General features: G+C 58.8%; 20 protein-coding genes and 1 pseudogene. 6 read left to right on the forward strand and 15 right to left on the reverse strand.

Features of this window, described 5'->3' with window-relative positions; all coding sequences use genetic code 11:
- Positions 1 to 34: 34 nt before the first annotated feature.
- A complete protein-coding gene (locus EJ076_RS02350; RefSeq protein WP_063169424.1) occupies positions 35 to 5,620 on the reverse strand; it encodes a DUF3320 domain-containing protein in 5,586 nt (1,861 codons plus the stop codon).
- A gap of 636 nt (positions 5,621 to 6,256) precedes the next feature.
- Here EJ076_RS02350 and EJ076_RS02355 point away from each other — a divergent pair.
- Positions 6,257 to 6,670 (forward strand): MucR family transcriptional regulator, encoded by a 414-nt coding sequence (locus EJ076_RS02355; protein WP_082826711.1) that lies wholly within the window; start codon positions 6,257 to 6,259, stop codon positions 6,668 to 6,670.
- A 34-nt stretch (positions 6,671 to 6,704) separates the two neighbouring features.
- A complete protein-coding gene (locus tag EJ076_RS02360) occupies positions 6,705 to 7,535 on the forward strand; it encodes a thermonuclease family protein (protein WP_127224212.1) in 831 nt (276 codons plus the stop codon).
- Between the two features lie 13 nt (positions 7,536 to 7,548).
- Here EJ076_RS02360 and EJ076_RS02365 read toward each other — a convergent pair whose 3' ends face one another.
- The 6 genes from EJ076_RS02365 to EJ076_RS02390 all read right to left on the reverse strand — a co-directional run bounded on the left by EJ076_RS02365 (position 7,549) and on the right by EJ076_RS02390 (position 13,995).
- The gene (locus tag EJ076_RS02365) at positions 7,549 to 8,694 is read right to left on the reverse strand and encodes a DUF4236 domain-containing protein (RefSeq protein ID WP_095770037.1); all 1,146 of its coding nucleotides are present in this window, start codon (positions 8,692 to 8,694) and stop codon (positions 7,549 to 7,551) included.
- 50 nt (positions 8,695 to 8,744) lie between these two features.
- A complete protein-coding gene (locus tag EJ076_RS02370) occupies positions 8,745 to 9,803 on the reverse strand; it encodes a hypothetical protein (RefSeq protein ID WP_224571173.1) in 1,059 nt (352 codons plus the stop codon).
- A complete protein-coding gene (locus EJ076_RS02375) occupies positions 9,791 to 11,107 on the reverse strand; it encodes a hypothetical protein (RefSeq protein WP_063169428.1) in 1,317 nt (438 codons plus the stop codon). Before EJ076_RS02375 ends, EJ076_RS02370 begins: the two co-directional genes overlap by 13 nt.
- A complete protein-coding gene (locus tag EJ076_RS02380; RefSeq protein WP_063169429.1) occupies positions 11,107 to 11,925 on the reverse strand; it encodes a hypothetical protein in 819 nt (272 codons plus the stop codon). Before EJ076_RS02380 ends, EJ076_RS02375 begins: the two co-directional genes overlap by 1 nt.
- A complete protein-coding gene (locus EJ076_RS02385) occupies positions 11,918 to 13,357 on the reverse strand; it encodes a hypothetical protein (RefSeq protein WP_063169430.1) in 1,440 nt (479 codons plus the stop codon). Before EJ076_RS02385 ends, EJ076_RS02380 begins: the two co-directional genes overlap by 8 nt.
- 197 nt (positions 13,358 to 13,554) lie before the next feature.
- Positions 13,555 to 13,995, reverse strand: a complete 441-nt coding sequence (locus EJ076_RS02390; RefSeq protein WP_126066778.1) for a hypothetical protein — start codon at positions 13,993 to 13,995, stop codon at positions 13,555 to 13,557.
- A 153-nt stretch (positions 13,996 to 14,148) separates the two neighbouring features.
- Between EJ076_RS02390 and EJ076_RS36110 the strand changes: the two genes are divergently transcribed.
- Genes EJ076_RS36110 through EJ076_RS02405 form a run of 3 tightly spaced genes read left to right on the forward strand, consistent with a single transcriptional unit; the run spans position 14,149 to position 14,864 of the window.
- Positions 14,149 to 14,259 carry a YHYH domain-containing protein gene (locus EJ076_RS36110; protein ID WP_095770035.1) on the forward strand — a complete coding sequence of 37 codons (111 nt, stop codon included), beginning with the start codon at positions 14,149 to 14,151 and terminating at the stop codon, positions 14,257 to 14,259.
- 28 nt (positions 14,260 to 14,287) lie between these two features.
- Positions 14,288 to 14,527 (forward strand): hypothetical protein, encoded by a 240-nt coding sequence (locus EJ076_RS02400; RefSeq protein WP_082826591.1) that lies wholly within the window; start codon positions 14,288 to 14,290, stop codon positions 14,525 to 14,527.
- Positions 14,528 to 14,579: 52 nt separating this feature from the next.
- A complete protein-coding gene (locus EJ076_RS02405) occupies positions 14,580 to 14,864 on the forward strand; it encodes a DUF6804 family protein (protein ID WP_063169433.1) in 285 nt (94 codons plus the stop codon).
- 203 nt (positions 14,865 to 15,067) lie between these two features.
- Here EJ076_RS02405 and EJ076_RS02410 read toward each other — a convergent pair whose 3' ends face one another.
- The 6 genes from EJ076_RS02410 to EJ076_RS02435 all read right to left on the reverse strand — a co-directional run bounded on the left by EJ076_RS02410 (position 15,068) and on the right by EJ076_RS02435 (position 23,268).
- Positions 15,068 to 16,021 carry an IS481 family transposase gene (locus EJ076_RS02410; protein ID WP_063169434.1) on the reverse strand — a complete coding sequence of 318 codons (954 nt, stop codon included), beginning with the start codon at positions 16,019 to 16,021 and terminating at the stop codon, positions 15,068 to 15,070.
- Positions 16,022 to 17,016: 995 nt separating this feature from the next.
- Positions 17,017 to 17,679 carry an SMC-Scp complex subunit ScpB gene (locus EJ076_RS02415; RefSeq protein WP_063169436.1) on the reverse strand — a complete coding sequence of 221 codons (663 nt, stop codon included), beginning with the start codon at positions 17,677 to 17,679 and terminating at the stop codon, positions 17,017 to 17,019.
- 2 nt (positions 17,680 to 17,681) lie between these two features.
- On the reverse strand, positions 17,682 to 18,638 hold the full coding sequence (locus EJ076_RS02420; RefSeq protein ID WP_063169437.1) for a DUF1403 family protein: 957 nt from the start codon (positions 18,636 to 18,638) through the stop codon (positions 17,682 to 17,684).
- Positions 18,639 to 19,126: 488 nt separating this feature from the next.
- A complete protein-coding gene (locus tag EJ076_RS02425; protein ID WP_126066779.1) occupies positions 19,127 to 19,714 on the reverse strand; it encodes a hypothetical protein in 588 nt (195 codons plus the stop codon).
- A gap of 945 nt (positions 19,715 to 20,659) precedes the next feature.
- Positions 20,660 to 22,507, reverse strand: a complete 1,848-nt coding sequence (recQ, locus tag EJ076_RS02430) for a DNA helicase RecQ (protein WP_126066780.1) — start codon at positions 22,505 to 22,507, stop codon at positions 20,660 to 20,662.
- Complete coding sequence (locus EJ076_RS02435) at positions 22,507 to 23,268, reverse strand: sulfotransferase (protein WP_126066781.1); 762 nt, start codon at positions 23,266 to 23,268, stop codon at positions 22,507 to 22,509. The genes recQ and EJ076_RS02435 overlap by 1 nt, the downstream gene beginning before the upstream one ends.
- Positions 23,269 to 23,580: 312 nt before the next feature.
- Between EJ076_RS02435 and EJ076_RS02440 the strand changes: the two genes are divergently transcribed.
- Positions 23,581 to 24,999 carry a coniferyl aldehyde dehydrogenase gene (locus tag EJ076_RS02440; protein WP_126066782.1) on the forward strand — a complete coding sequence of 473 codons (1,419 nt, stop codon included), beginning with the start codon at positions 23,581 to 23,583 and terminating at the stop codon, positions 24,997 to 24,999.
- Positions 25,000 to 25,180: 181 nt separating this feature from the next.
- Here the strand turns inward: EJ076_RS02440 and EJ076_RS02445 are convergent.
- Together EJ076_RS02445 and EJ076_RS02450 are read right to left on the reverse strand one after the other, a co-directional pair.
- A pseudogene (locus EJ076_RS02445) lies at positions 25,181 to 25,339 on the reverse strand (cupin); the annotation flags it as partial.
- Positions 25,339 to 26,385: an AraC family transcriptional regulator gene (locus tag EJ076_RS02450; protein ID WP_109664434.1), complete on the reverse strand. Its 1,047-nt coding sequence runs from the start codon at positions 26,383 to 26,385 to the stop codon at positions 25,339 to 25,341. The gene EJ076_RS02450 and the pseudogene EJ076_RS02445, both read right to left, overlap by 1 nt.
- Positions 26,386 to 26,510: the final 125 nt, after the last annotated feature.

Below are 26,510 nucleotides of genomic sequence, written 5' to 3' on the forward strand. Positions count from 1 at the left end.
ACAGAAATTGCAACGAGGGCGCTGCAGCGCCCCGTTACACTTCAGCTAATTTCTCGCTCGCGGATTCGCCGGCCACCAACAAGCCGTCTTGGGACCGTAACACTCCTTTGGCAACCAAATCGGCGACCCCAGCTGAAATCAGCTGCCTTAATTGTGCGCTTGTGGCTTTGAAGCCCAGCATCCTGGCAACGCCTGTGGCGATTTCTTCCTCTGTCGCACCGAGGTTGGATTTCACGACTTCCATAGCGCCTTGGGCGACCTCGTCCTGCGCAATCATTTCGGGCTTGCGCAATCCAGCGGACACGACCCCACTGCGATCCCTGAGACGAACAGGAACACCTGGCTTGAAGCAGAAGTTGCCTCGACGGGCTACTGAACCACCTCTCTGTGCTATGCTTACCCCCCGCTCGATTGCATCCTGAATCCTGCCACCGGCCCGCTGCAGACCCCAGGCGTCCCGAATACGCGAAACTATTTCGTCGACATGGATTGGCGTTTCTGTAGCCACGACCTGCTCGACCAGTCCGGCCATGATTCCGCTGGGCGTCTCGTGGAGTTCGAACGATCCCGGTCGCTTTAGTTCGGCCTCTTCGTAGGCTCGATTGGGTGTCTCGGATCCGTTTGTGCTTTCGAGACCGATTTCCGTCACGTTGCCTCGGTCGACCGTAACAACCTGCACGGCTACAGCTCGATTTCTCTGGACCCCCAATTCGGCCCGCTCATCGAGTTCTTTTCTGGCGGCCTCAATCGCTAGTATGGTTCGCTCCAGCTGCTCACGAGGCCGTTGGAACCAGTCAGCGCTCCAGATGCGATGGATGATCCAACCATGGTCTTCCAGAACCGACTGCCGAAGCCGGTCTCGATCTCTGGCCGAGCGAGATGAGTGATATTCTGCGCCATCGCATTCGATGCCAAGAATATAGCGGCCTGGCCTCTCTGGATCCGCAACTGCGAGGTCGATGAAGAAGCCGGCAATGCCCACTTGAGCATGAACCTGATAACCCATTTCGATCAGCGCGTTGGCTACCTGTTCTACAAAGATTGAATCCATTTCGCGAACCGTGACTTGGGCAAGCGAAATTCGCCCTGTTCTCGCGTAGTGCAAGAAGAGCTTGAAGGCGAAGATGCCTTTCCCTTTGCCACGCTCCAGGTCGATGTCCTCGTCTGTGATGGACGCGAATACTTCGCAGCTGCGCTTGGCGCGGCTTATGAGGACGTTGAGCCGACGCTCGCCGCCTTCCGCGCCAAGAGGGCCGAAACGCATGGCCATGTATCCCTGGGCATTCTTGGCATACCCCACCGAGATCATGATCACGTCGCGCTCATCGCCTTGAACATTTTCGAGGTTCTTGACGAAGAATGGCTCGCTTGGATGAGCGTGAAAGAATTCCTCGGTGTCGGGATTTAGTCGCCGCAGCGCTTCGAGTTCATCCTGGATCGCGCGGCGTTGGCTAACCGAAAATGTTGCAACGCCTAGAGTCTCTTGCGGGTTCACCTTCGCATGACGGATGATCGCCTCCGCTACTGCTCTCGCCTCTACCGGATTGGTTCCTGTGCCGCCGGAATCGAAGACCCCCTCCGGCACATGATGAAACCGCAACCCCATACCTGCCTCTTGGGTATAAGGGCTTGGCACGATGAAAAGCCGGTTCTCGTAGAACTGGCTGTTCGATACTGCGATTAGAGATTGGTGACGGCTACGGTAGTGCCAGCGCAGCATACGCTGCGGCAAGCCGCGGGCCGTGAACAGGCCGAGGATGCTTTCAATGTCGGCGACCTGCGCGCCCTCACCCTCGTCATCTTCAGACTGCGAGCCTGTCATCTTCGCGAAGAATGTCGTGGGTGGCAGTTGGCGTTCGTCGCCAACGACGACCACCTGACTGGCCCTGGCGACCGAGCCAAGTGCGTCCACGGGCTGGATCTGAGACGCCTCGTCCATCACGAGCAGATCGAAGGACATCCGGCCGGGCGACAGGAATTGCGCCACCGAAAGCGGGCTCATCATGAACACTGGCTTCAGCGCCTGGATGGCAGGGCCTGCCTTCTGCATCAATTGCCGGATGGGCATGTGGCCTCGTCTGCGCGCCATCTCAGAACGAAGCAGTCCGACAGGTCCAGCTCCGCCGTCTCTTGAAGGAATTTTCCGGTGATGAGCCGTTACAACTTCGATGGCGCCGGCCTTGATGCGCTGGCGGTCCAGATCTGCGAAGTCACGTACAGCCCTGGAATGCAGTTCCCCGTCGAACCTTGCCAGCTCCGGCTCATCGGTCGCCATCGCCAGAAACATTCGTTCGTAGTAGGCCATATCAAAAACTGATCGAGCCGATCCTGTTGTAATCTGGCCGTTGGCTAGGCCGTCTATCAACTGTCCCAGTCCAGCCTTTCGGGCCGTTTCGGATCGCTCTTCATAGGCAACCCATTTCGAGAGCTGCTCCTGATGATCGAGCCAACCCTGCAGCCGAGAAACGACCTCGCCTATCGCGACGTCCGGAAAATCGACTACTCCAAACAAGGAGGGAGCATCGGCTTTCAAATCCCCTGTAAGCGCCTTCAATTCCCGCGCTGCCGCTTGGGCCGCTTCACGTGCTGAACGTGCCGAGTTTGCGATCTCGATTCTTTCAGGCAACCGCGCAGCCAGATGTCGGATCGAGCCATTTTCTTTCAGCCAAAGCTCGGCTTGCGTGAGAGCGGCCCAATCGGATCCTCGACCGTGCCACGACGAGCCGAATACGAACTTGCCAAGGCTCTCTCCCGCATCGATCCCTTGAGCAAGTGCTTGTAGTCTGCCTAGTCGGCGCAGTAGCTCCACCCGCTCAGTGATTAGATCCGGAACGTCAGTCAGAACCTGTCGTGACGCATCATCGGCTTGAGCTACAGTGCTCGCCTTCGCTTCCATCAGTTGCAGCGAGGCCCGCTCGGCGGAAGCCACGTCGCCTAGCATGGATGACGCGAGGTGCCCGAGATCGTTCCAGAAACCTTCGATAATTGGCCGACCGATTTCGATAACCTTGCGAACGCGCGCTGCACGCGCACCGGCCTCGGAGCGTTCCGCCATCCGGCCGGCGATAATCCGAGGTTCGGGGCCTAGCCCTCGTAGAGTCCGCATCCACTCCACTAGCGCGAGCAGTGGCGCGGAAGCCGATCGCTCCCCACGCCAATCTGCCCCGAAGGCGGAACGGCCAAAAGCGTCGCCTTCGCGGACTCTTGCTGCGGCAGCCTGACCCTTCATCAAAAGGTCGAGGAGACCAACTATCTGCGTCGCAGGCGCGCTAGGGTCGACCACAATAGTCCGCGCAAGTGCTGTGGCGCGACGGTAGTCGCCGTTCAATGCTTTCAATATTCCCGTGTGTGTGGCGAGCGCCTGCCGCGCCGCGGCCACCTCGGTGCTCCACGCCGCGTCAACAACCTTGCCCTGAAGGTCGGCTCTGGCAGCCTCAAGCGTCGCTACGCTGTCGGCAAGGTCGCCTGCCTGCTCAAGTCCGGAGTCCCAAACGGTGGCTGCGAAGGCCTCCGGACTTGCGTCAGGTGCTGCCGCTACTCGCTCGCCGGTCACGGCCAGCCTGAGCAAGCCTGCCAACGTGTCTGGCAATATCGCCGATCCGAGTTCCTGATTCAGGCGCTCAGCTTCTTCCCTCAAGCGTGGGAGCAGAATGGTGAGCTGTCGCGCACGATGGAAACCATCTTTCGGAAATTCCGAGGGAAGCTTTGCAAGCTCTGTCTCGAGACCTTCAATTGGCGTGTCGATAGCCGTTGCCGCCAACTGCTCCGAAAGTTCCTCGGACTTGCGGGCGAAATCCGTTCCTGACCAGAGAAGCGATGAAATGTCTTTCGGACGCTCATCCCATACCGGCGAGACGAGCGCCTCGGCAGGAAGTCCAGGCGCGGACGCGAGAAGCTCAGCGCGATCTTCTATCTCGCCGCTGTCGCTGAGAATTTTCGGAGGCTCGGCCTTGATCCGCTCAGCGATACCGACCAGTTTGGCGTGCAGTGCCTTGGCTTGGTCCAGCAACGCCGCGATGCGTGGGACGAGCCTCTCAATGGTCGTTGGAAGAACGACATCCAGGCCAACTCCCCGCCACGGGTGGTGGATCGGCAAGCCGATCTCGTTGATCCGCTGAGAGACCTCATCGAGCAATTTGCGACGTTGCGAAACGCCGTCAGTTGTCCAGCTTGTGGCATCCGTAAGTTCGATGTCCACTGGTTTCTGACCGACCTGCCTTAGTCGGGTTAGCTGGCCGAGAACCTGATAAGGAGTGAGTTCGGACGCTCCGAACGCAACGTGCATTCGTGCAGCATGTGCGTTGAGTTTATCGCGAGCCTCCAGCAAGCGATCAGTTAGGGAAGAAGGAAGCTGGCCCCTGGGCGATCCGAGTTGCCAGGTTCGCCGCAGCTCCTCTAGCATCATGCGCTTGTTCGCCTTGTTACTATGCAGCTCAAGGCAGGCGTCCCCCACCCCAGCAGTGTCAAGCCGTCGCTTGACGACCTCCAGCGCTGCCATCTTTTCGGCCACGAACAGCACGGTCTTTCCGTCGGCAACGGCCGACCCAATAATGTTTGCGATCGTCTGCGATTTTCCTGTCCCAGGCGGACCTTGGATAACGAGGTCGCGACCTTTTCTGACGTCATGGATCGCCAGTGTCTGAGAACTGTCACTGTCGACGATATGCAACATTTCGGCGGGCGCAATGTGCGGATCAATCGCTATGTCGTCCGACATAAGCGGCTCGCGTGTTTCGAAACCATCTGAAAGAAGCGAGCGGATCTTCGGTTGTTCGATAATCTTTGCGCCATCGGGCCAGAGATCCGGATCCAGATCACGGTACATCAAGAACTTCGCAAACGAGAAGAAGCCGAGCACCATATCGTCGCGAAGCACCTCCCAACCCTCTTTGGTCGAAATTGCTTCGGCAACGGCATCGAGATAGGCCGAGACGTCGAAGTCATCTCCCACCTCAAAACGCGGCAGAGCGAGCTTGTGAATGCGGTCGAGATAGAGTTCCAAGGAGAGGTTTGCGGTAAGATCTTCCGGCCGGGCTCGTAGGCGGAATTTTTCTCCAGCGGCCCCTCGCTCAAGCCGAACCGGCACCAAAATGAGGGGGGCCTGACGGATGTTCTCTTTGTTGTTCGGGTCAATCCACTTCAGCATTCCAAGGGCCAGAAAGAGGATATTGACGCCCTGCTCTTCCTCGAGTGTGCGGGCATCATGGTAGAGATCAAGGAGCCGCCGCTGCAGCCCAGTTGGGGTCATACGCGTCTGCAGCTTGGTGTCCGAGTGCCGCGCGGATATCCCTCTGTTATCGACTCCATCGTCCTCTGGTTGGGCGAGAGCGACGGGGGAATAGTCGATCTCTTCGTCTGGAGGGCTGCTTTCATCCTGGCCCGCTTTCGGCCTATCGGGCTTGCCGGCCAGGAAGGTAAAAGCCTTTCCTTCGGTCACCAGCAATCGATAAATTTCGGACGACTTCTCATCGACGATATCGATCGTCTTCGCGCTCTTGGAAAACCGCGGCACATTCAAAAGTCGATTGCGGGCGGAAAGATCGAGCAACTCCATCCTGGCGCGCTCGAGTTTCTCCTTTAGAGGGAGATCGCTTTGGAAGACTGACTGTTTTACGTCCAAGACTTACATCCCCTTTGAAAGGAGAACCAGCTAGAGCCCGCGTAGAGCGTTCGCGCAAGAAAAAACAGCCGTGTTCAATTAGAAACGACTGCGATCACTTCTGGACACCGTCCAATATTGCGACGTGTGATATGGGTCAGAGCCTGCATTCTTGGCCCCCTTTGCCTAGTCGCTATCCGACGAGGATTCTCGCTCCCTGCCCCCGTATTTAGCCGCCTCCACAATGTCTTTTTCTGACACAGAGAGTCCGTTGCGGACCCGAATGGCTCCCGCACTTGGAACGCGGTCCAATTCAGATCCAGTCTTTGCCTTATCCTTCTGGGGCTTAACCTCCGGCGGCGGGTCTTTCGAAAATGTCATGCGTAGGTCCTACTCGTCCAAATCTAAATGCATCCGCCTGTGAGCCTCAAGCCGCTTTCCTGGTCATACAAAGAAAACGCCGCGCCCAATCAATCCACCGTCTCTCGTGGTTCCGCATTCTGATTGGCGCTTTAACATTCATCACTATTAGCGCCTGGCATTTAGTATCCTCCCTCTACTGGTTTTTTTAGCCGATAAGTAATAGATCGGGATTTCACTGCAGAAGTCCGGAGCCATGAAGTGACTGACGAAATCCAAAATACGGCCACCGCGCTGATGGAGCTTACCGCCGATATCGTTGCGGCTTATGTGAGCAAGAATTCAGTGCCGGTCTCCTCATTGCCGGACCTTATTGCCAGCATCAATTCGTCATTAGCGCGTATCGGCCAGCCGTCCGAACCGGAAAAACCCGACCAAGTTCCCGCGGTCAACCCCAAGCGCTCAGTCACTCCAGACTACATCGTCTGCCTCGAAGACGGCAAAAAGTTCAAGTCCCTCAAGAGACACTTGAACACGCATTTTGGACTGACGCCCGACGCCTATCGCCAAAAATGGGGCCTCTCCAACGATTACCCCATGGTCGCGCCTAACTATTCAGCCAATCGCTCCAGATTGGCAAAATCGATTGGCCTCGGTCGCACAGCAGCCGCGCCCAAGAAAGCAGCAGCCAAGAAGTCAAAGACGCGCTAGCAAAACATTTGGCAGCTTCGCAAAGGATCGAAAATTGAATCGCGATCGCTATTCCCATCGCCGCAGCTCGCGGCCAAGACGCGGCCGGGTTTCAATTATGCGCAAGCGTTTCTTTTCACATAAATCATTAGCCGCGATCCTGGTGATCACGCTAGCAGTGGGCGCTTATGTCACCTCCTACTTTACAGGGTGGGGCAACCAGATCGCGGGACCCAATACAGCAAGCGCACTCGGGTCAAAACCGAAGCCTATCGTCGGCGTAGCGTCCATCGTTGACGGGGACACGATCGAGATCCACGGACAGCGTATTCGTTTCAATGGCATCGACGCACCTGAAAGCAGCCAAAACTGCAGCGACGCAAGCGGGCAAGAATACCCATGCGGCCGCAAATCCGCAGAAGCACTGGACATCTTCCTCAGTCAATCCCGACCCATCCAGTGCAACTTTGTTTCGTGGGATCGTTACAACCGCTTCGTTGGTGATTGTCAGCGGGCGGACGGTGCTAGCATTGCGTCTTGGATGGTCGAACAGGGTTATGCCCTGGATTGGCCTCGATACAGCCATGGTAGTTACGCGTCACAACAGGCAGATGCCCAAAGGGCCAAGATTGGCATCTGGGTTGGCACTTTCACAGCCCCTTGGGATTGGCGAGCAACACATGCAGCCAACAATAAACCCGGTAATGACACATCCTACGGCCTTACAGGCCGTCGCCAAATAGCTCAGAGCTATTCGTGTCAACCGCGTCGCTATTGTAAGCAAATCTCCTCATGCGATGAGGCGCGCTGGTATCTCAATAACTGTAGCTGGGGACCCAAATTGGACCGGGACGGCGACGGAATTCCGTGCGAAGGCATTTGCTGACCAAGCCAATTCCTTAGCGCGCTTTCAGCAAGCCGGACTGGCCACCAGCGTTTCGGTGCATTTGCGCGAGTGCCAATAGAGCCTGGCAAAAGGGCTGGCTGACGTTTGTCTTGGAAAATTCCACCAGCTCGTTGAGCCCGGATGGGCTAGAAAACCGCAAGGCTTCGTAGCGACAGACAGGGATCTGCCGATTATCTCTGAAGCGTTTGTCGGGTCCGCCATTCTTATTGGGATGAGCCCAGGTATAGCTCACGATCTCAGCATCAGATGGAACTTTGCCGGTCTCAATAAAATTGCTGGGGGCAAATTGCGTCCTGAGGTCTCCATACCCAACGGCACCGTACTGGTTTCCGTCCTTCACCAAAATCATGTCTGGCATGAAATAAAGGATTTGCCGGCCGACGTGTATCGACGGTGGTGTGACATTGCTGCGAACAACCGTCGGCAAGGAAGCTTGGAGCGTCGTCGACTTTTTATCGACCAACATCGTGGCTCCCGCATTGCGCTTCCAAGTCGTCAGATCCTCTATCTTGCCACCAGCCGCGACATGCCAACTCGCCGCGCAGCGTGTGAGCGTGTCAAAGGCGGCGACAAGTCGCCCGTAGGCCGCCTCCGCGTCCTGCTCCAAATCATAGTAGAGCACGCTCACCCGGCGGTAGCTGTCCAACCAGTTGCCAATAAGCATGCCCGGCAAAAAGGCAGCAATACCGATCAGCGCCACCCCACCTCCCAGCATTGCGCCTGCGATCAATCCGGCGATCCCAAACAGCACGGCCAGGATGAGCGACATTCGCGTCTGCGATTGCCTCGCATTGATTTCATCAAGCACATTGGCAAATGTCTCATCACGCATCTCGATCACATCGGCGGACTCGATTTCTCTCATCACGACGCCACCGCTGACATATTCCACGGGTGAGGATGTTGGATGGGGCTTTGGCCCAGATGGGAATTCAGACAGTTGCAGCGTCTGCTTGGCGCTGCGCTTTCCCAAAGTGCCTCGGTAGTAGAGACCGCCGACGCCTGCATGAATATAATGCCCTCGTGGGCCAGTCCCGATACGAAGACCTTGCACGCCAACGGACGCGCCAACCCCGCCAGACGAGAAGTTAAAGCGGAAAGGTCCCGCACTAATCGATTTTCGAACGTAAAACCCCATCCCCGCAATCCCCCCCAAGCCCTGTGAGCGAAACCCAAGGGCAGTTCGCCTCACAACTTTGGTACCGGAACCAGTCCAATATCTGTCTCTCGCGAACGTTGCCTGACCCTGATCTCAATTCGCCTCCTCGCCTTGACGTCGCCGGCCTGTGCGCCGTCGGTGAGCCGGTCGCCAGGCAATATCAACTGGCCGCCGGACATTGGCAGGATGGTGAAGCCTTTCAGTTCCGGCATATCGCGCAGGATGCCTGTGACGGAGATCGCTCGCGCTAATCCAAGCCCGGCATTGTCGGCAGGATGGAGTGTGCCAATGTCCATCTTGCGCGCCAGTACGGGCTGAAGGCCTCTGTCCATATTCGATGAGTCACCGGACATCGCCTGCTCGTCCGTGTGGCCAATCACCTCAATGACGTCCACACCATAGGAAGTTGCAATTCCAGCAATGGTCTTCGACATCTGCCGCAACTTCGTTTTGAAGCCACCGGAAAGCTCCGCACTTCCAGTATCGAAATTATAGCCATCGAGCTCGCTAAGACTGATGATCGGTGGCCAATCGTGTGGCTTGTCAGCAGAGGCCTCGTTCCTTGCCTTCTTCAGTGCGTCAGCAAGATCCTTGGACGTCTTGCCCGTGCCAACGTAGCCGAGCTCGCGCAGAACCTTCATCTTCTCGATCATGGCTTTGGCCTGATCAACGTCGACGTCGTTGTCAGAGAGGACTTTGGCGGCCGGCGCGCTTTTCACCGCTTCCTCAAGGGTCAGTCCCACTTTTTTGATTGCCTCTGCGGCCTCTTTGGCCCGGACCAATTCACGCCATTCTTGATCTGGTACATTGCGTCGACTTGCAGGCTTGACCATGGCATTCAGCTGAGCCAGCAACCGCTTGTTTTCCTCGTCAAGCTTGCGAGCGTTCTCATTGAGGGACTGCGCAATCTTCTGCGCTGCCGCAGCCTCTTTCTTTGTCTTGGCGATGAGCGCGCCTGCAGCAAGCAAAAGGCAGAAAACGAGAAGCAGCATCGTCTCAGCCATCGTCAGGCCGAGTATCAGGCCGCGGCCATAGCCCTTGCGCTCAAACGTAATGGCTGTTCCGCTAACCTCACTCACCTGCCCCACCAACTTGCTCTCTTTGGCGGTTCACCCTTCTCCACCTCCGCCGGACTGCTTAACGATCGGAAGGTGTCGCCCTCCGTGTCATCCGAAACCTTGATTGGCGTCTCCACAGGGGAGGCAACAGTGGAAGGTGCCGCCACTCGCTCGACATCGTTCGCTATCGCATTGCTCAGAGGCTGGGGAGTGCGCACGGCCGGGAGGCTATGTTGTGTAAGGGTTGCGACGAGGCCGCGTGTTTCATTGCTGTGTTTCTGCATCACAGCCATGAACTCCTCAGTCAAACGCTGCTGCGCTTGGACAGTTTCTGCGGTCTTTTCTGCGGCCGCTGCCGCTCTCTCCACTCCAGTCGCCACCTTGATCACTGCGTCGGCAAGACCGGTCATCCGCGTTTGCTGCTCTTGCGAGGCTGTTTCGGTTTTTATCGCATATTGTGCGACAGCATTACCCAGGAGCTTGACCATCGGCGCCAGATCGTTCTTCAGCACCTCATCAGGAACAACCACCTTTTCCAGCTTGGCAGCCATATTGTCGGCTTGATTACCGAGCTTTCCAACAGAGTTGGACATCGAGCTGTTGGCTTTATCCAGCAAATCCGCTGCAGCTCCAACGCGGTTCGCTATCGAAGCAAACTGGGTTTCGACTTGCCCGAAATTGTGCTGCAACGCGTCACTGAGCTTGGCAGACGCCTCTTGGACAGGCTTGATCGATTCCATGGCAATATTGTCCAGGGCAGATCGAATGTGCTCCCCATTGCGTGCCGCTTGCTCGGCAATCTCTGCAAAGCCCTCTTCGAGCATTTGATGGCTGACACGACGAAAGTCGGCGAACTCCCTGGTTACGCTTTCCATCTCGGCTCTTACACGCCGTGTCATGTCGGCAAGTTCGTGCCTCGCCGTTCGCTCAATGTCCGCGGGATCGCGCCGCATCTGATTGTAGAAAACCCTCAGAGCAATACCGGTGATCGTCGACGTGATCGCGATGCCAAAATTTTGGACGATCGTGTCGGTTGAGCCTTCCGTTCCAAACTGAAACAGCGAGACCCCAAGGCTCGTCAGGGTGAACAGGAAGCCCATATAGTAGAGGTTATCGCCGGTCTGCTCGTCGTGCAGTTGTAGCTTTCCAGCAAAGATCGAAACCCCGAGATAGAAAAACATCAGGCAGGCCGGTGCTACCGCCGCGACGATCGGATTTACGCCTGAGAGTTTTGCAATGGCGATGAATACACACCCGCCGAGTGTCAATGCCGCGAAAACCACGACCGGCAGACGTGGATGATCCAGCAAAGGTTTGTCGTGCGCTCTCGCCATCAGTTTAACCCATCCAAGCCAACCAGCTTTTCGAACTCGCCGTGATGGTTCTGGACCCAATGTGTCCAGAACTCCGCGTGATCCAGGGTCTGAAATGGCTTCTTTGCCCGATCGATATAAAGAATTGTGATGCCCACCCCATCCAGCGACGTCCCATATGTGCGGTCGGCGGCGCTGTTGAGGTATTTTTGGTAATCCAGTCCCGATCGGTACTGCGAGTAAATCGTCGTATGCTCGATCATGTCAGAGGCGACCACCAATCGCTTGGGACTGCCCTGTTTGGCCAAGCTGCTATCGAAGAGCGACAGCTTGATTTTCTGAATTCCAGCCATGATCGGAGATTGGCTCGCGGAAGCCGCATTCGGGATTTCATCGGGAAGTTTGTTCAAAGGATCGCCGAAGGCGTTTTCCCACTTCTTTTGACGCCGCGCAGGATTGTTGGTCCAACTATCGACGGTCGACCCATCACCGGGATTGCATCCATCGAACATCACCGTCAGCTCACCAGGCGCCGAGCTCAGGGTATAAATCCTCACATACCCACCCGGCTCGACCTGCCCAATGGTCTTTCGGAACTCGTTCTTGAGATCAGCCATCGTCGTTGCCGAAATTGGATCAGTGGCGTCGATGAGGACGGCGGTCAGGCTGGAGGGTCCGTCCAATGGGCAATTCGTGTTGGCGTCGATATGGCCATTGCCAGACCTGGTCCACATCCAGCCGAAGCCGGCCAACATCGCAACGGATAGCACACCAAGGGCAATGGCCGCGGCAATGGTACCCGCATTGCCTTTCTTGCGTCTGCGGGTTCGCCTAGACATTCACGCTGTCCGGGTGAAGCTTATCAAGATCTCGGTACTGCTCAATTCCCCGTTCGCATTCCTGACCAATCAGACGAACCTGCTCGTTGAGTTCCTCCTGCGCCTGGCGAATTGATGCGCCAACATCTCCCTCATTCCACTCCCGCTCGCCGGTGACGTATGGCTTGATGCGATCAAGTTTGTAGGGCGTTCCGAAATGCTTGGGCGCCGGCTCGGTCCTCGCCTGGATGTTGGCTTCCCGATACATCGACAAAAGCTGATTGCAGGCTCGCTCCAATTGGTCTTGATGCTGCGCAAAAAGAGCCAGAAGCCTCGATCGATGATCGACAATCGCGCGGTGCTCGCGCCGGCGACTACCAAGCTGCTTGACGATTTCCTCCACTTTTTCGTTGTGGTCGTCGCGGACATCCTGCAGCTCTTCGATCAGTTCCTTCTTTCGATCGATGTAGTCATCGCGCCGTCGAACGAGCCGATTTTCAACGCCAGTGTAGCCTGGGTAAGGGTCGAGCACGAACCAGCCGTCGATAAAAGCGAAAAGCGAAAACATCAGGCCGATCGCAAACAGCAACCAGGACTTGATGTCCGTGAGACCCGCTGGATTGGCGAGCATATTACGGATGACCTCAGCGCCGGCGCCGTCAGCGAGCGAGCCGCTGACCTCACGGTAGTGCGCTAGCGCCAAGTTTATCGAAATCGCCAAGCCGATATAGAAAAGGATTGAAATGATCCCAACGAATTTTACGAAAAACGACCGATGGGTGACGAGACGAGCGCAGAAAACCGCCAGGAGCAAAGCCGCCCCGATGTTGATGAAAGAGAATGCCGCAGCCTCAAGGATGCCACCAAAAAATCCCTGCTCATTGCCCTTGGCCAGGAAGTTGCCGTTCATCGCTGTCTCGACCAGAAACAGAAATAGCAGAAGCGATAGCCGGAAAATGTGAGCGGCACCGTGCTGCACACGCGCGGCACGAACGAGACCGTGCTTCTCCTTAAACCATGCATGCTCTTTTTCGGCGTCGTTCAGGGCCCTTCTCAGGCCGTGAAGTTCATCGAGGCCCACGGCGACCGAGGCTTTGAAGTCCGAAACGCTAGCGGCATTCGTCTGACGGATTAGACCGAATTGTTCCTCGAAATCGAGGCCGGCAAGACGACCTCCAAGGAGTTGCAGGTTGTCCTCAAGAGTGTGATGCGCAGCCTTCTTCTCATCCTCAACGCGTTCCACGATGGCATGTTCGACATCGTCGAGATTCTTTGCCGTTTTCGGGGGTTGGTTCACCTCGCCGCGCTGCTTTCCGCGGTTAATGACATCCAGGTCGCCGTCGATCTTGGCAGGGTCCAGGCTGTTGAATAGCTGAGTGCTCGCCCGAAAATCGTGGTTGGATTCTCGCAGTGAGTCACGCAACTTATTTAGTTTTTCGAATTTAGAGCCCACGCACTCACAACCCCAACTTTACGCCCCCCGGCAGAGTGGTTTCTATGCATAGTAGAGCTAAAGGGCAACCGCACATTCACTTCTATCCACTTGCTAGTGCGGATCAGGCTCAATTGAGTTCCAACAAATGATCATGGCTGCTGATCAACTGGTTGATCGGCCGCGACTAGTCATGTCATGAGCCGTGCTGCGATGCTCTAAGGACAGAGTGCTACGAGCGGGTTCGCGACTGGGAAATTATCCACAGTCGTATACGTGTACTGGATCTCACCGCCCAGGCGAACGAAGGCAGATAGTTCCTCCGCACGACAGACATAGTTTTTGGTCATTTCATCGATCTTCTGGACATAGACCGGCCGCGAGACGCCAGCAGCCAACAATTTGGCGTCTACTTCCGCATCGGTCTGAGCCCAGGTGGCGTTGAAAACGATCCTTGGCCCGATTGCGATGATGCTCCGAACGGAGATGTTCGAACTGATCAGCATGGGCAATGCTGGAGCCATTTCGGTTTGCATTTTTTTTGCGTAGGCGCAGACGTCGGTCTTGGTGTACTTCGAGAGGCATTCATTTGCCGTCGCCACCCTTGGCCATGTCAGCAGGATCGCCAACGGGACGTGCATCAATCGCAATCCATCCAAAGTATTCTCCTCGCCCGATCTTGGCCTGCACAGAGGAGCATCTATCCTATTTGTGTTCACAGTGCCACGAGCAGCTTGTGCCCGACCGGCAATAGTGCTCTGTCTGAAATACTTTGGGAGGGCAATAAAATGAAAACAACATTTCTCGCGGCTATGGCCGCTGCAATAATCGCTTGCGCGACCGGCGCGTTTGCACACAGTGGCGGCACTGATGCCAACGGTTGCCATACCAACCATAAGACCGGCGCGTATCACTGTCACTGAAGGTCACGCCTTTCTGAGGGACACAAACATGCTGAAGAACATCATGTCAGCTCCGCTGGGCCTCCTCTTCATGCTGGGCGGGCCGATCACCTACGTGATGAATGTCGTCGACACATGGCAGGGCCATGCATCAGTGGTCGTAAAAATCCTGATTAACTTGAGCCTGGATGCGATGTTGGCGTTCATTTGGCCGATCACTTGGGCAATCTGGCTTTTCAAATATATGGCGGGCGCCGAAACTCCACTAACAACCGTGCTGGGCGTTTGAGGATCAAGTTTGCTGAAAATAATGCTTTTCGACGCCGGCCGGAACGGTCCGGTTGGTCTGCATCTGTGTAGCTATTGCCTCGCTGCTGGCGGTAGCGCCATGGCCGTACGGCTATTACCAATTCCTCCGCGTGGTGGTCTTTTTCGCCGGGATCTACTGCGGAGCCATGGTGTGGCGATCAGGCCCTGAAAATCGCACCCTGGCTTGGGCGCTGTTTGGAGCGGCAGCGATCTTCAACCCGTTCATGCCGGTTCATTTGCCGCGCGAGCTGTGGGCAATCTTCAACGTCGCAGCGGCTACTCTGTTCGGCTTTGTCGCATACCGGCACCGGAATTAAGCCGATAATCTGAGATGGCCAAGAGTGGACCTGAGACGCCGAAGGTCAAGGCGCGCCCGAGGGTCACCGTGTCACAGCCGTTGGCGCTTTATGCGGGAGATCTCCTCGAGCGGACGAAGGAGTACTTCGAGGCTTTCAACCATCTAGGCTCGGAGTCGGAAAAGGCGCATCTTTTTGCCCGTTATTTTCTATTTTCGCATGCCCTAGATGTGGAGCTTCAACAGGTTGTCCTCGATCAGGGCGAGGCGACTGATAGGCGTTTTTGACTTTAGGCTGCCATGTGGACGATGCCAATTGTATCTGTGCAGCCAGACAGGCAGTTCGGCGGCACGATGATCGGATGTCGGATAGGCAATGGCGTAGGCCCATTCGCGCAGTGCTGTCTGGATGAAGCGCTCGGCCTTGCCATTGGTCTTGGGCGTATAGGGTCTTGTCGTGACGTGCTTGAGGCCGAGATCGCGGCAGGCCTTGGCGAAGGCCTTTGATCTGTAGCAGGAGCCGTTGTCGGTCATGACGCGGGCTATCGTGACGCCGAGGCTGGCGTAATAGGCGACCGCGGCCTTGAGGAAGGCGATGGCGCACTCCTTTTTCTCGTCGGGCAGGATTTGCGAGAAGGCGATGCGGGACGCGTCGTCGATGCAGACATGGACGAACTCCCAGCCGGCGCCGCGCGACTTGCCCTTTTGCGGATCGCCGGTGATACGATGGCCGACTTGGCTGAAGCGGCCGAGCTTCTTGATGTCGATATGGATCATCTCGCCGGGATGCTCCCGCTCGTAGCGCCGGACCGGTTCGGCCGGCTCGATATCCCTGAGCCGCGACAGCCCGGCACGCTTGAGAACCCGGCTGACGGTGGCGGGCGAGACGCCGACCTCATGGGCGATGTGCTTGCCGGTCAGCCGCTGGCGACGCAAGGCTGCGATGCGCTCGGCCACGGACTGTTCGGTCAGGCTCGGCATGACGGTGGGCCGCGACGAGCGGTCGACCATGCCGGCCCGCCCTTTGGTCTTATAGCGCTCGACCCAGCGCGCCACGATCTTGGCCGACACGCCATAGACGCGCGCCGCATGGGCTTTGGAAAAAGCGCCTTCTATCACCGATAACGCCATCTCCTCTCGACGCAGCGGTGTGAGACGGGCATTCTTGTGGATGTTCATTCGGACCCTCCGATGGATGCTGAAGCGTGGTAACTCCAGTCTCCTCGGTCCGGTCCGAATGGACAACCTCTCGAAAGCTCACACCTAGAACTCCTCTTGAAAGCGTATCTAGCTTCAAAGGGCGTGTCGAAACGCGGTCTCCGGCTCGGCTTCGGTCACAAGATCGAGGACATTTACGAAGCCGCAGTGGCCCTAGGAATGCCGCCGATTGGGAACGTGAAGATGATTGCCAACAACCTTGACCTGATGAATTCTCAGCAAGATTTTAGGTACCCGTCGGGGTACAAGCTGAATGTCCCGCCGCCGAGCTTCTGCCGAGAAACGTATAACGCTCTCCACACAGCGATCGAGCCGAGGATCCCCACCGAGGTACTGAAAGCCAACCTCAAATTTCATTGGGATTTTCGGGGGAAGACTGTCATTTGGAAGGACGAATAGCCCGAGGATGATCTTCCCCATCTACGTTGGCGTTCTTATGGCGCTGCTGTCAGCATCCGCCATTGGCGGTGGCGGCAAGGCGATCTTGTTGGGATGGCCGCCTCGCTGACAATGGCCGGGATGGGCACTCGCCGGCTGGCTAGGTTCTTAGCAGGCCATAGCCGGCTGTCTGGTGGAGATCGTCTTTCAGGGCTTTGATCGTCTGTGAAAGGTCGCGAACCTTGTCCATCAGCGTCTGAATGGTCGCCCCGATGGGCTGGATCTTAACGCCTCAATCGTCGCGAGAAGCTCAAGGTAGACGTGGTTCAATTGAACTTTCTCCCTTCGAGAGCTCTCAATGGTGATCGACATGTGCGACCAGGCTCGATCAATTGCCTGTTCGCTTATCCTTCATCGACAAGCGGACGCGTGCCGCCACCTCCCTTCCGTCACGCGAAGGACCCAGCCGGCGAGACCAGACGGCGTGCGTGGCGCAATCTTCTATGTGACGAGCGGCGAGATCGCGTGTGTCCCGCCGTGATGGGATCATCTATTCGTCGAGCGCGGCGCTGGCGCCATCATCGTCGATATCTGCAAACCCTGGGATGATCCAGCAGCTTCTCCTTCGACAGCAGCCCGGCGTCCTCGAGCGCCTCGAAATCCGGCAGCTGGCGCAGCGTGTCGAGCCCGAACTGCGACAGAAAAGTTTTGGTCGTCACATAGGTGTAGGGCGCGCCCGGCTGCGGGCTGCGCGGCCCCGAGGCGACCAGCTGCTCAGCGCGCAGCACGCCGATCAGGTCACGTGACACCTCCTTGCCGAAAAAGCTCGACAGCTCGCCACGGGTGATCGGCTGGAAATAGGCAATGCACATCAAGACAAGCGCCTCCGCCTGCGACAGTTCTTTTGCTCCCTCGCCCGCTGCCGTGCCGAAGGCTGCGTGAATGGCGTCGCCAAAAACCTTTTTGGTCCGGTGCTGCCAGCCGCCGGCGACCGCGACCAGCTCGTAAGGGCGGCCGGCGAGTTCGGCGCGAATGTCGTCGATGATCAGCTCGATATTGCAGTTTTTTCCCACCACCCGCGCGAGGACACTACGTGTCACCGGTTCATTTGCCGCAAAGATCACCGCTTCGACGCGGGCCATCCATTCGCACCAGCGCAGCTCCGGCGGCAGATGTTCCAGTTCGGTGTCGAGCAGCGCCGGCTGATCGTTTGGCTTGCGGCGGGCGGACGCTTCGCTCATCGCTACAGCCCGAACAGCCGGAATGTGGGGCGGCCGGAGAGCTCGCGCACGACCTCCAGTTGCTGCAGCCGTTCGAACAGCCGTCGCGATGCAAAGCGCGACAGATTGTCCGTCGTCAGCGATCCGGACACGGCGTCTTCACTGAGCAGCAGAAAGATTACGTCGCCGGCGCCTTTGGCGCGCAGTTTCGGCGCCACCGCCAGGAGTTTTTCGGCCCGGCGCGACAGCTCGGCGGCCAACCGACAAGCGTCCGCGGCGGCCGCGACGAGCGCGATGCAAACCGCCCGCTCAAAATTCTTGTCCCCGGGCCGGATGCGCCGGCCACCGCCGGCCTCGGTGCGGAAAGATGGTCCAAAACCCTGCGCCATTAGGAGCGGCAGGGGCTGCGGCCAGCCCAGGCGTTGCGCCAGTACCAGGTCGGCGAGCCACCAGCCAAAGACTTCGGCATCGGGACGCATGGCGACGACCTCAGCGGCGATCGCCGCGGCGTCGAATGGCGCCGACCGCTGGGATACCCCGAGTTTTTCGATCTGCGTGCAAAGGTCGGCGAGCGCGGCGCCGTCCCAATGGAGGCCAAGCTGGTCGAGTATCTTCCCGAGCCGGCCGGGCGTAGCGGCGGGCGGCTGCCTGGCCAACTGCCGCCAGGCGCCAAAGACGGCGCCTGCGGGACCGGGGTCAGCACGTAGGGGACGCAAATGCCAGGCATCGCGCAAGGCGGCCGCATCCTCGGCGCGGCCGGCGAGCCGCATGCTGGAGGCGGCGCAGCGAACCGCCAGCCGCTGCCGCCAAGCGCCGGCCCAGGCTGCCTGCGCGCGGGCGAGCGTGTCGAGGGCACCCAGGGCGGCGCCGGCCCGGAAGGCGGCGTCGCCGTCACTCGGCGCGCCGGCGCTTGTGATCGCCCACGCGGGAACGGAGGGCGGCGCAGAGGAGCTGGCGGTCGCGGGATCGAGGCGAATCATAATTTGGAGAGTAAAGTGCCGGTGCGCTTTTCGCCATGATTTTCGTGCCAAAACGCACAGCCTGTCGGATCAGCACAACGACTGATAGTGTTGCATTATCAATCTCTTCACGAGTTCGTCCCTGCTAAGCCATTTGGCCAACAAGTAAGTCTCGACAGGGCACCTTTTTGCGCAGCCGGACGAAACTCCGTTCGGAAATGTGCCGGCTCGCGGCGTAGGAGCCTGCTCAGGTTCAGATGTCATGAAGGCATCTAACGCCCGATCTGCCGCGCAACTTCGGTCCCATATTCATTGCCGACGGGGTATCTGAGGGCGACGTTTTTTGCGGGTTTTTCCTGGTCGGCTTTGGAGGTGATGCTGGCGCCGATTGTCACAGGCTACTTCACTATCTGTTCCTTGACCGATGAGATCTTTTGCGCTGCGGCGCTCCCGTCTTTGCTGTGGGTCACCTTCTGACCCAAGCCCCAACGTACACACGCGGGAGTGTCCTACAAGCCATCGGTTTCGACAGATCGGATGGATTGGGCAGGCGAGCCCAAAAGCTGCGAGCTTAGAGCGGTTATAAATCGTAGTTGTAGCTGTGTAACAAACTGTGTAACAAAAAGCGCGAAAAGACTAGTATTTTCAGTATCATAGAGGTGAAAGGGAATCCCTCCCTCTCCGCCATATTTCCTGTCTGATAGATTGATTTTGTAAGATTTTTTAACGCCCACCTCTTCCTTCCCAATGCGTTTCCCAGGAAGCCGCAACCGAAGGAGATTTGGATTATGCACCGCTTTTCCGACCAGACTGTTGGCACACTCGCGTCCGTTCCCGGCATAGGCGCTACCCTGCCGGCTTGGGGCGTATTGCTTGCCGGCGACCGCCGCCGCCGCGGCAAGCACGCTGCCCAGTTTGGCGCGTATATTAGCAATCAACGATATATTAACGGCTATAATGCAACCTTTCAGTTTCGGGACGGGAACCGAACCCCGATCGACGTTCCAGCGCCCCTCTGTGCCGGGACGTTCGACCGATGCGGAGCAAAACGCATGAGAGTCGAAACAGCACTGGCACAGCTGCTGCGGATGATTCACCGTCGCGCCCTGAAATTAGCGACGTTGCCAGACGATGAAAGAGATCCGCACTACGATCTCATCCGCCTGTCATGTTGCGGAGCCGCTGAGCTGATTGGGCAAAGTCCGGACAGGGCAGCTGTCACGGCAAACAGCATGGTTGAATTTACTCGCGCAATGGTCGGGATCATTGAGACAAGCCGCGGATTAAATGCAGGACGAAGCGACCAATGGGCGCGGAGCGACAGTTCTACAGTTTGGCAGCCTGGGCGATCGCAGTAGGCGTGGTCGCTGATCGCTTTATCGCACGTACCTGCCAATGGCTGGCTGATAGCTGAATAAAAACCTCGCCGCTCCATTTGCGAAGCGGCGAGGGCCCCATCGCCCCATGCCGGATCCCATGGTCCCAACACCCGGCATTGCTGACATTGCAATTGTGATGCCAGCGGCAAATGACCCATTGTGGGACAGGTTAACCGGCGCCTTGGCTAACGTCGCCCCAGAGCCTCACCAACGCGCGTTGTGGCGGACTGCGAGCGCCGATGACGACGTCATAGGCGCCGCGAGTAAAACATACCACGGGCATGCATCCTCTGCCCCCTCGCTTGCAACAGGCGATGCAAACCGCGCCAATAGCCTGGTGCAGGCGGTCGATTCTTCAATCCGAACAGTAACAACACGCACATCGAAAGCGACGGACCGCGAATAACCGGCGTCGTTCAACGCTATCGGGGAATAACCGTGGCGCGCCTGTCACCCCACAGGCCGGCATTATCGTGAATGTCGGTACCAACGACCAACATCCCTGCGACCTTCGAACCCAAACCGATAGCTCGGGTAGGCCTTGTGGCGAGCGAGCTGCTGAGGCGAAGCCGGGTGGTCGTACCGGCCACAAGACGGACTATCCATGAACTCAAAGGTAAGGCTTGGCCCAGGCCGCTAAGTCTGTCGCAAATTCCCCCGTGTTCAGACTGCTCCACCCGACTGGTGCGCCGCGATTGCATCCAGAAAAACCTGGCCGAACTCCTTGAGCTTGGCAGCACCGACGCCGTTCACTTCGGCAAAGGCGTCGAGGTCGTGCGGGCGGCGTTCGGCCATGTCGATCAGCGTGCGATCGGAGAACACCACATAGGCCGGCACCTGGCGCTCCTTGGCGAGGCGCAGACGCAAGGATTTGAGCGCGGCCAGCAGTGACGCGTCGATCCCCTCGGCGTTCATGCCCGCCCCGTCGGCCCCTCGCATCTTGCGCAAGGCGCGGCTGCGCACCTCGACGCGGTAGTGGAACGGCATCTCGCCACGGCCAAGCGCATGGCCTTTTTCGGCGATGGCGAGGCCGCCATGGCCGGCCGGATCCGGCATCAGAAACCCACCGGCGACGAGCTGCCGGATCAGCGACAGCCAGAAATCCTTCTTGTGCGCCAGTCCACTGCCGAAGCTGGCAAGCCTCTGGTGGTTCCTGGCCAGCACCTTCTCGGTTTCATGGCCAAGCAGAATGTCGATGACATGGCCGGCGCCGAAACGTTCGCCGCTTTGCGCGATGGCCGCCAGGATGATCCGCGCCTCCGCCCCGCCATCGGCGCGCGGCGCCTGGTCGAGGCAAGTATCGCAATTGCCGCAAGGCTGCGCTTCCTCGCCGAAATAGCCAAGCAGCACCTGGCGACGGCACTGCGCCGTCTCGCAATAGCCGATCAGCGTGTCGAGCCGGCCGTGCGAACGCCTCTTGTGCTCGGCCGGTGCATCCTCATCGTTGATGAACATCCTGCGCATGCGGATATCGCCAAGGCCGAACAGCATATGCGCCTCGGCGTCCCGCCCATCGCGGCCGGCGCGGCCGATCTCCTGGTAGTAGGCCTCCAGGCTGCCCGGCATGTCGGTGTGGAAGACATAGGCGACATCAGGCTTGTCGATGCCCATGCCGAAGGCGATGGTCGCCACCATGACGACGCCGGACAGGGTCATGAAGCTGTTCTGGTTGGCGTCACGCGCCTCCTTGCTCATGCCCGCATGATAGGCGAGCGCGGTGACGCCGTTCTTCTCGAGGAAGGCCGCCGTCTCCTCCGTCTTCTTGCGTGACAGGCAATAGACGATGCCGCTGCGGCCGGGATGGCGCTCGACGAAGCGCAGCAATTGCCGCTTGCTGTCCTGCTTGGCCTCGATGGCAAGCTTGATGTTCGGCCGGTCGAAGCCAAGCACCAGGGTCTCGACGCGTTCGGCGAACAGGCGCGCTTCGATGTCGGTGCGTGTGCCCTCGTCCGCCGTCGCCGTCAGCGCGATGATCGGCACATTGGGGAAGATACCGCGCAGCCGCGACAGATCCTCATACTCGCGCCGAAACGCCGGTCCCCATTGCGAGATGCAATGCGCCTCGTCGACAGCGATCAGGCTGATATCGAGCCTGGCCAGCGCGTCCAGCATCCGCTCGGTCATCAGCCGCTCCGGCGCGAGATAGAGCAGGCGCGTCTGGCCCGAAGCAACGCGCCGCCATGCGGCGATATTGGCCTCGCGGTCGATCGAGGAATTGATCGTGTCGGCTGCGACGCCCGCAAGACGCAAGGCGGCGACCTGATCCTGCATCAGCGCCACCAGCGGCGAAACGACAATGGTGAGCCCGCCCAGGACCAGCGCCGGAACCTGGTAGCACAGCGATTTGCCCGCACCCGTCGGCATGACGGCCAGCACATGGCGCCCGGCCAGCAGCGCATCCATGACATCGGCCTGGCCGGGGCGAAAATCATCGAAGCCGAACACGTCCTTCAGGACACGCCGCTTGGGGTCTTGCCCTTCTGTCGTGAGGGCCGCTGCCGGTGCCTGCATCACGGAGCGTCCACGGTCTGCGATGTTATCGGCATGTCATACCCGAACTCGGCGCAGAAGCGCTGGACGCGGACGAGGAATGCCGGCGACAGGCCGCCGAGATAGGTCCGGAATTCTTCACTCCTCTCCCATTTTCTCAACGAAGCCACCCGGATCGGATTGTCCGGATCCTCGCTGAAGCGAATCCGCGGCGTCAGTCCGAACAACTGCGCGATTCGCTGCTGAATGGCATCGGGCGCGCCGATCATGTCTTCGTAGCGAACGAAAAGGATCTGCCTGTGCGGTTGTGCCTTCTTCAGCTTTATCAGCGCATCGTATTCGGCCAGCCAGCGATGCGGCGTGACGTGGAACCGACGCTCGTTGCGTGTTTGCGGATGCGAACTTGTCAGCGTGTCGAATGGATGGCGCACACAGTAAATCAAGCCGATGGGAGGAGGTAGCTTCGCCAGATGCGCAAAACCGCGCGCATCGCGCTTGACGACGAGATTGGATTCCGGCCGGTCCAGCATGTCCAGCACTGTGTATCGCGCTTCGGGCGGATGGACGAAAATGTCCTCGAAACACCTCATCAGCCGCTGTGTCAGTGTCGTCCCGCTGCGCGCACAGCCCGAGATGAAAATTCTGTTGGCCGGCGTAGCGCGTGGGTATGCGCGTTTTTGCATGCGCCTTTTCAGAAACAGCGGCACGAACCGATGAAACTCCCGCATGACCCTTCGCGCGGCCGCACCAAACGCAGCGCCAAGCCTGTGAGCGCCCTTCATCCGCAATTCCGCTGAGCCGCCCGGCGCGAAACGCGCTGCTTGGTATCCACGGCCAGGATGCTCGTCGCCAATGCATGCATCAGGCAGACACCGGGTTGGAATTTGGTGAGTTGGAGAGGATGTGGAAACGGATCAAGACAACTCTCCGCATGGGCACCTTGCCTTAGCGCAGCCTGCATCGCACCACAACAGGCGTGCCCTGTCCTCACGGCCGCTTTCGGCGCAGGGCGCCTTCCCCTGCGACAGCTGAAGCCCTGCTGGATTCCTTCACGCTGAGATGTAAGCTTGACCCGGCAGGACAGGGAGGGTGCGATGCTGCAGACCAGACAGGATGATCTTGGCGAGCGGTTCCAATTGCAGCGCGCCGCCTTCGGGACACAGCCCTTTCCTGACCTGGGCGTCCGCAAAGACCGCCTGAAGCGCCTGCTGGCGCTCACTGAAAAGCACGAGGCGGATATCTGTGCGGCGATCGACGCCGACTTTGGTGGCCGCTCGGCACACGAGACGCGGCTTGCGGAACTGTTCGTCGTGCGCGCCGGCATCCACCACGCGCTGGCCCATCTCAAGGGTTGGATGCGGGAGCGTCGCGTTGCCACCACCATGCCGTTCCTGCCGGGTAGAAATCGCCTCGTCCCGCAGCCGCTCGGTGTCGTCGGCATCGTGTCGCCCTGGAATTATCCTTTCCAGCTCGCCGTCGCTCCGGTCACGGCGGCACTCGCCGCCGGCAACCGCGCGCTCATAAAACCTTCCGAACTGACGCCGGCATTTTCGGCGCTGCTGGCCAAACTCGTTGCCGAGCATTTCGCAGCCGATGAACTCAGCGTCATCACCGGCGATGCCGAGATGGGAAAGGCCTTCGTGTCGATGCCTTTCGATCATTTGCTGTTCACCGGCTCGACATCGGTCGGACGCCAGGTCGCGATCGCGGCGGCCGCCAACCTGACCCCGGTCACGCTCGAGCTCGGCGGCAAGTCGCCGGCAATCTTCGACCCGTCATGCGACCTCGATGCGGCGGTATCCAGCATTGCCTATGGCAAGCTGTTGAATGCCGGGCAGACCTGCATCGCGCCGGATTATCTGCTGGTGCCGAAGGGGCAAGGAGACGCGGTCTCCGCGAAGCTGGCAACGGCGATAGCACGGCTCTACCCGACCTTGCGCGACAACCCCGATTATACCGCCATCATCAGTGACCGGCACCACCAGCGCCTGCGCGACATGATCGCCGAGGCGCGTGATGCCGGCGCCGATGTCACCGAAATCAACCCGGCCGGCGAGGAACTTGGCGCGAGCCGGAAAATGCTGCCGACCCTGGTGCGCAATGCCAGCGCAAACCTGCGGCTGATGCGCGAAGAGATCTTTGGCCCGGTGCTGCCGATCGTCGAATATGCCGGCATCGACGACGCGATCGACCATGTGAACGGGGCGGACCGGCCGCTGGCGCTCTACTGGTTCGGACGCGACAGCGGCAACCGTCAACGCATGCTGCACGAGACCGTCGCCGGCGGCGTCACCATCAACGACTGCATGCTGCATCTGGTGCAGGAGAACCAGCCCTTCGGCGGTGTCGGCGCCAGCGGCATGGGCGCCTATCACGGCGAATGGGGCTTTCGCACCTTCAGCAAGGAGAAGCCGGTTTTCCTGCAGTCGCGGCTGAGCGCCGGCGCCATGTTGCGTCCGCCCTACGGCAAGACGTTCGAGCGGCTCTTCAGCCTGCTCCGGCACATCACCTGACCGGACGTAGCCACCCAGCCATCACGGCGCGTTAAACCTATGTTCACCATCATGCGGCAGGTTTCGCATCCTGCGGTCATGTCTTGAGTACCGCGGCGCCACAAGCGCCCAGGCAACAACCCGCGTCTCTTTTGGGGCGCGGGTTTTCCCTGCTCGATCTCCTACTCTTGGCTAGAGCAATTCAAAGAGAAAGAAAATCGGCCCGGTGCGGCGTAAAGCTGTCGATCAGCCGCCCCGCTTCGAGCGCCTTGACGCCGTGCACCAGACCGGACGGCACGATGAAACTGCCGCCGGCCGCGAGGGTTTCGGTCCGGCCGGCGATGGTCACTTCGAAGCGGCCTAGGGCGAAGCAGATCCTAGGGCGAGACCCGCAAGAGAGCCGGTCCGTTCTCGCCATTTTCCCGGCGTGATCCCGGTGACCCGTTTGAAGGCGCGACTGAATGCAGCCTCGGATTGATATCCCACGCCGGCAGCGATACTTGCGAGACTTTCGTGGCCGAAACGCAGACGCTCCCCAGCCAGCTGGATCCTCCAACTCGTCACGTATTCGATCGGCGGGCGGCCGAGCAGCGCGTTGAACCGCCCTGCAACGATCGTGCGCGATGAGCCAACCTTGTCGGCAATCTGGCCGACGGTCCAGTGGCGCGCCGGATCGGCGTGGAGAAGCTGCAGCGTCCTTGCGACAATCGGATCGTTTAGCGCCGCGAACCAACCCTTTGAGCCGGGTGGAAGCCGGGCGACATGGCGCCTCAGCAGTTCAACGAACAAAAGCTCCATGAGCCTTCCGAGCATCGCCTGTGAACCCGGTGCCGCCGCCTCGACGTGCAAATCGATTTCCTGCACGGTTGAGGCGATCAGGGCGCCAACCTTGTCCTCTGACATCTTCTCGACGATGAGCGCCGGAAGCGTGCGGAACACCGGCGCGAACAGGAATTCTGAAGACTCAAGGAAGCCGCAGACCATACGCAGTTCGTCACCACCGCCGCCATAATTGACAGTCCACATCCCTTCGATCCGACCAGGCTGAACGATTTCTCCGGCTGCGGCCATCACCAGCGGCTCACCCTTCCAAAACCTGTGGTGGCCGGCGAATGGCAGGAACAACAGATCGCCAGCAGTGACTTCCCGCCGCTCGCCATTTCCGGCCTCAAAAGTACAGTTGCCCGCTACGATGAAATGGAAAATGCTGATGTGGCGCAGATACGCCATGGGGCTGACCGGGTCATAGTATTTCGGGGCCACAACGCCGAACGGCGCACTAAAGCAGGCGTTCAGAAAGACGGAGCCGGTCAGCCTTACGGCTTTCAGCATTTCCGACAGCAGATCCGGCCCGACGGGAGGCCCGTGGTCCGGCGTACCTGCATGTAAATCCGATGTTTCAATCATTGCTGAACCTGAAGTCTGGCGTCTACACCTCCAGAACGCTGCAGCTCGACAGATTAATCCCGCATCACCCGATGCCCGATCTTATCAACCCTCGAGCTTTGGCAAAAAACACGACCTTTCTGCGA

The sequence above is a fragment of the Mesorhizobium sp. M7D.F.Ca.US.005.01.1.1 genome, from assembly GCF_003952545.1.
Taxonomy (GTDB): Bacteria; Pseudomonadota; Alphaproteobacteria; order Rhizobiales; family Rhizobiaceae; genus Mesorhizobium; species Mesorhizobium loti.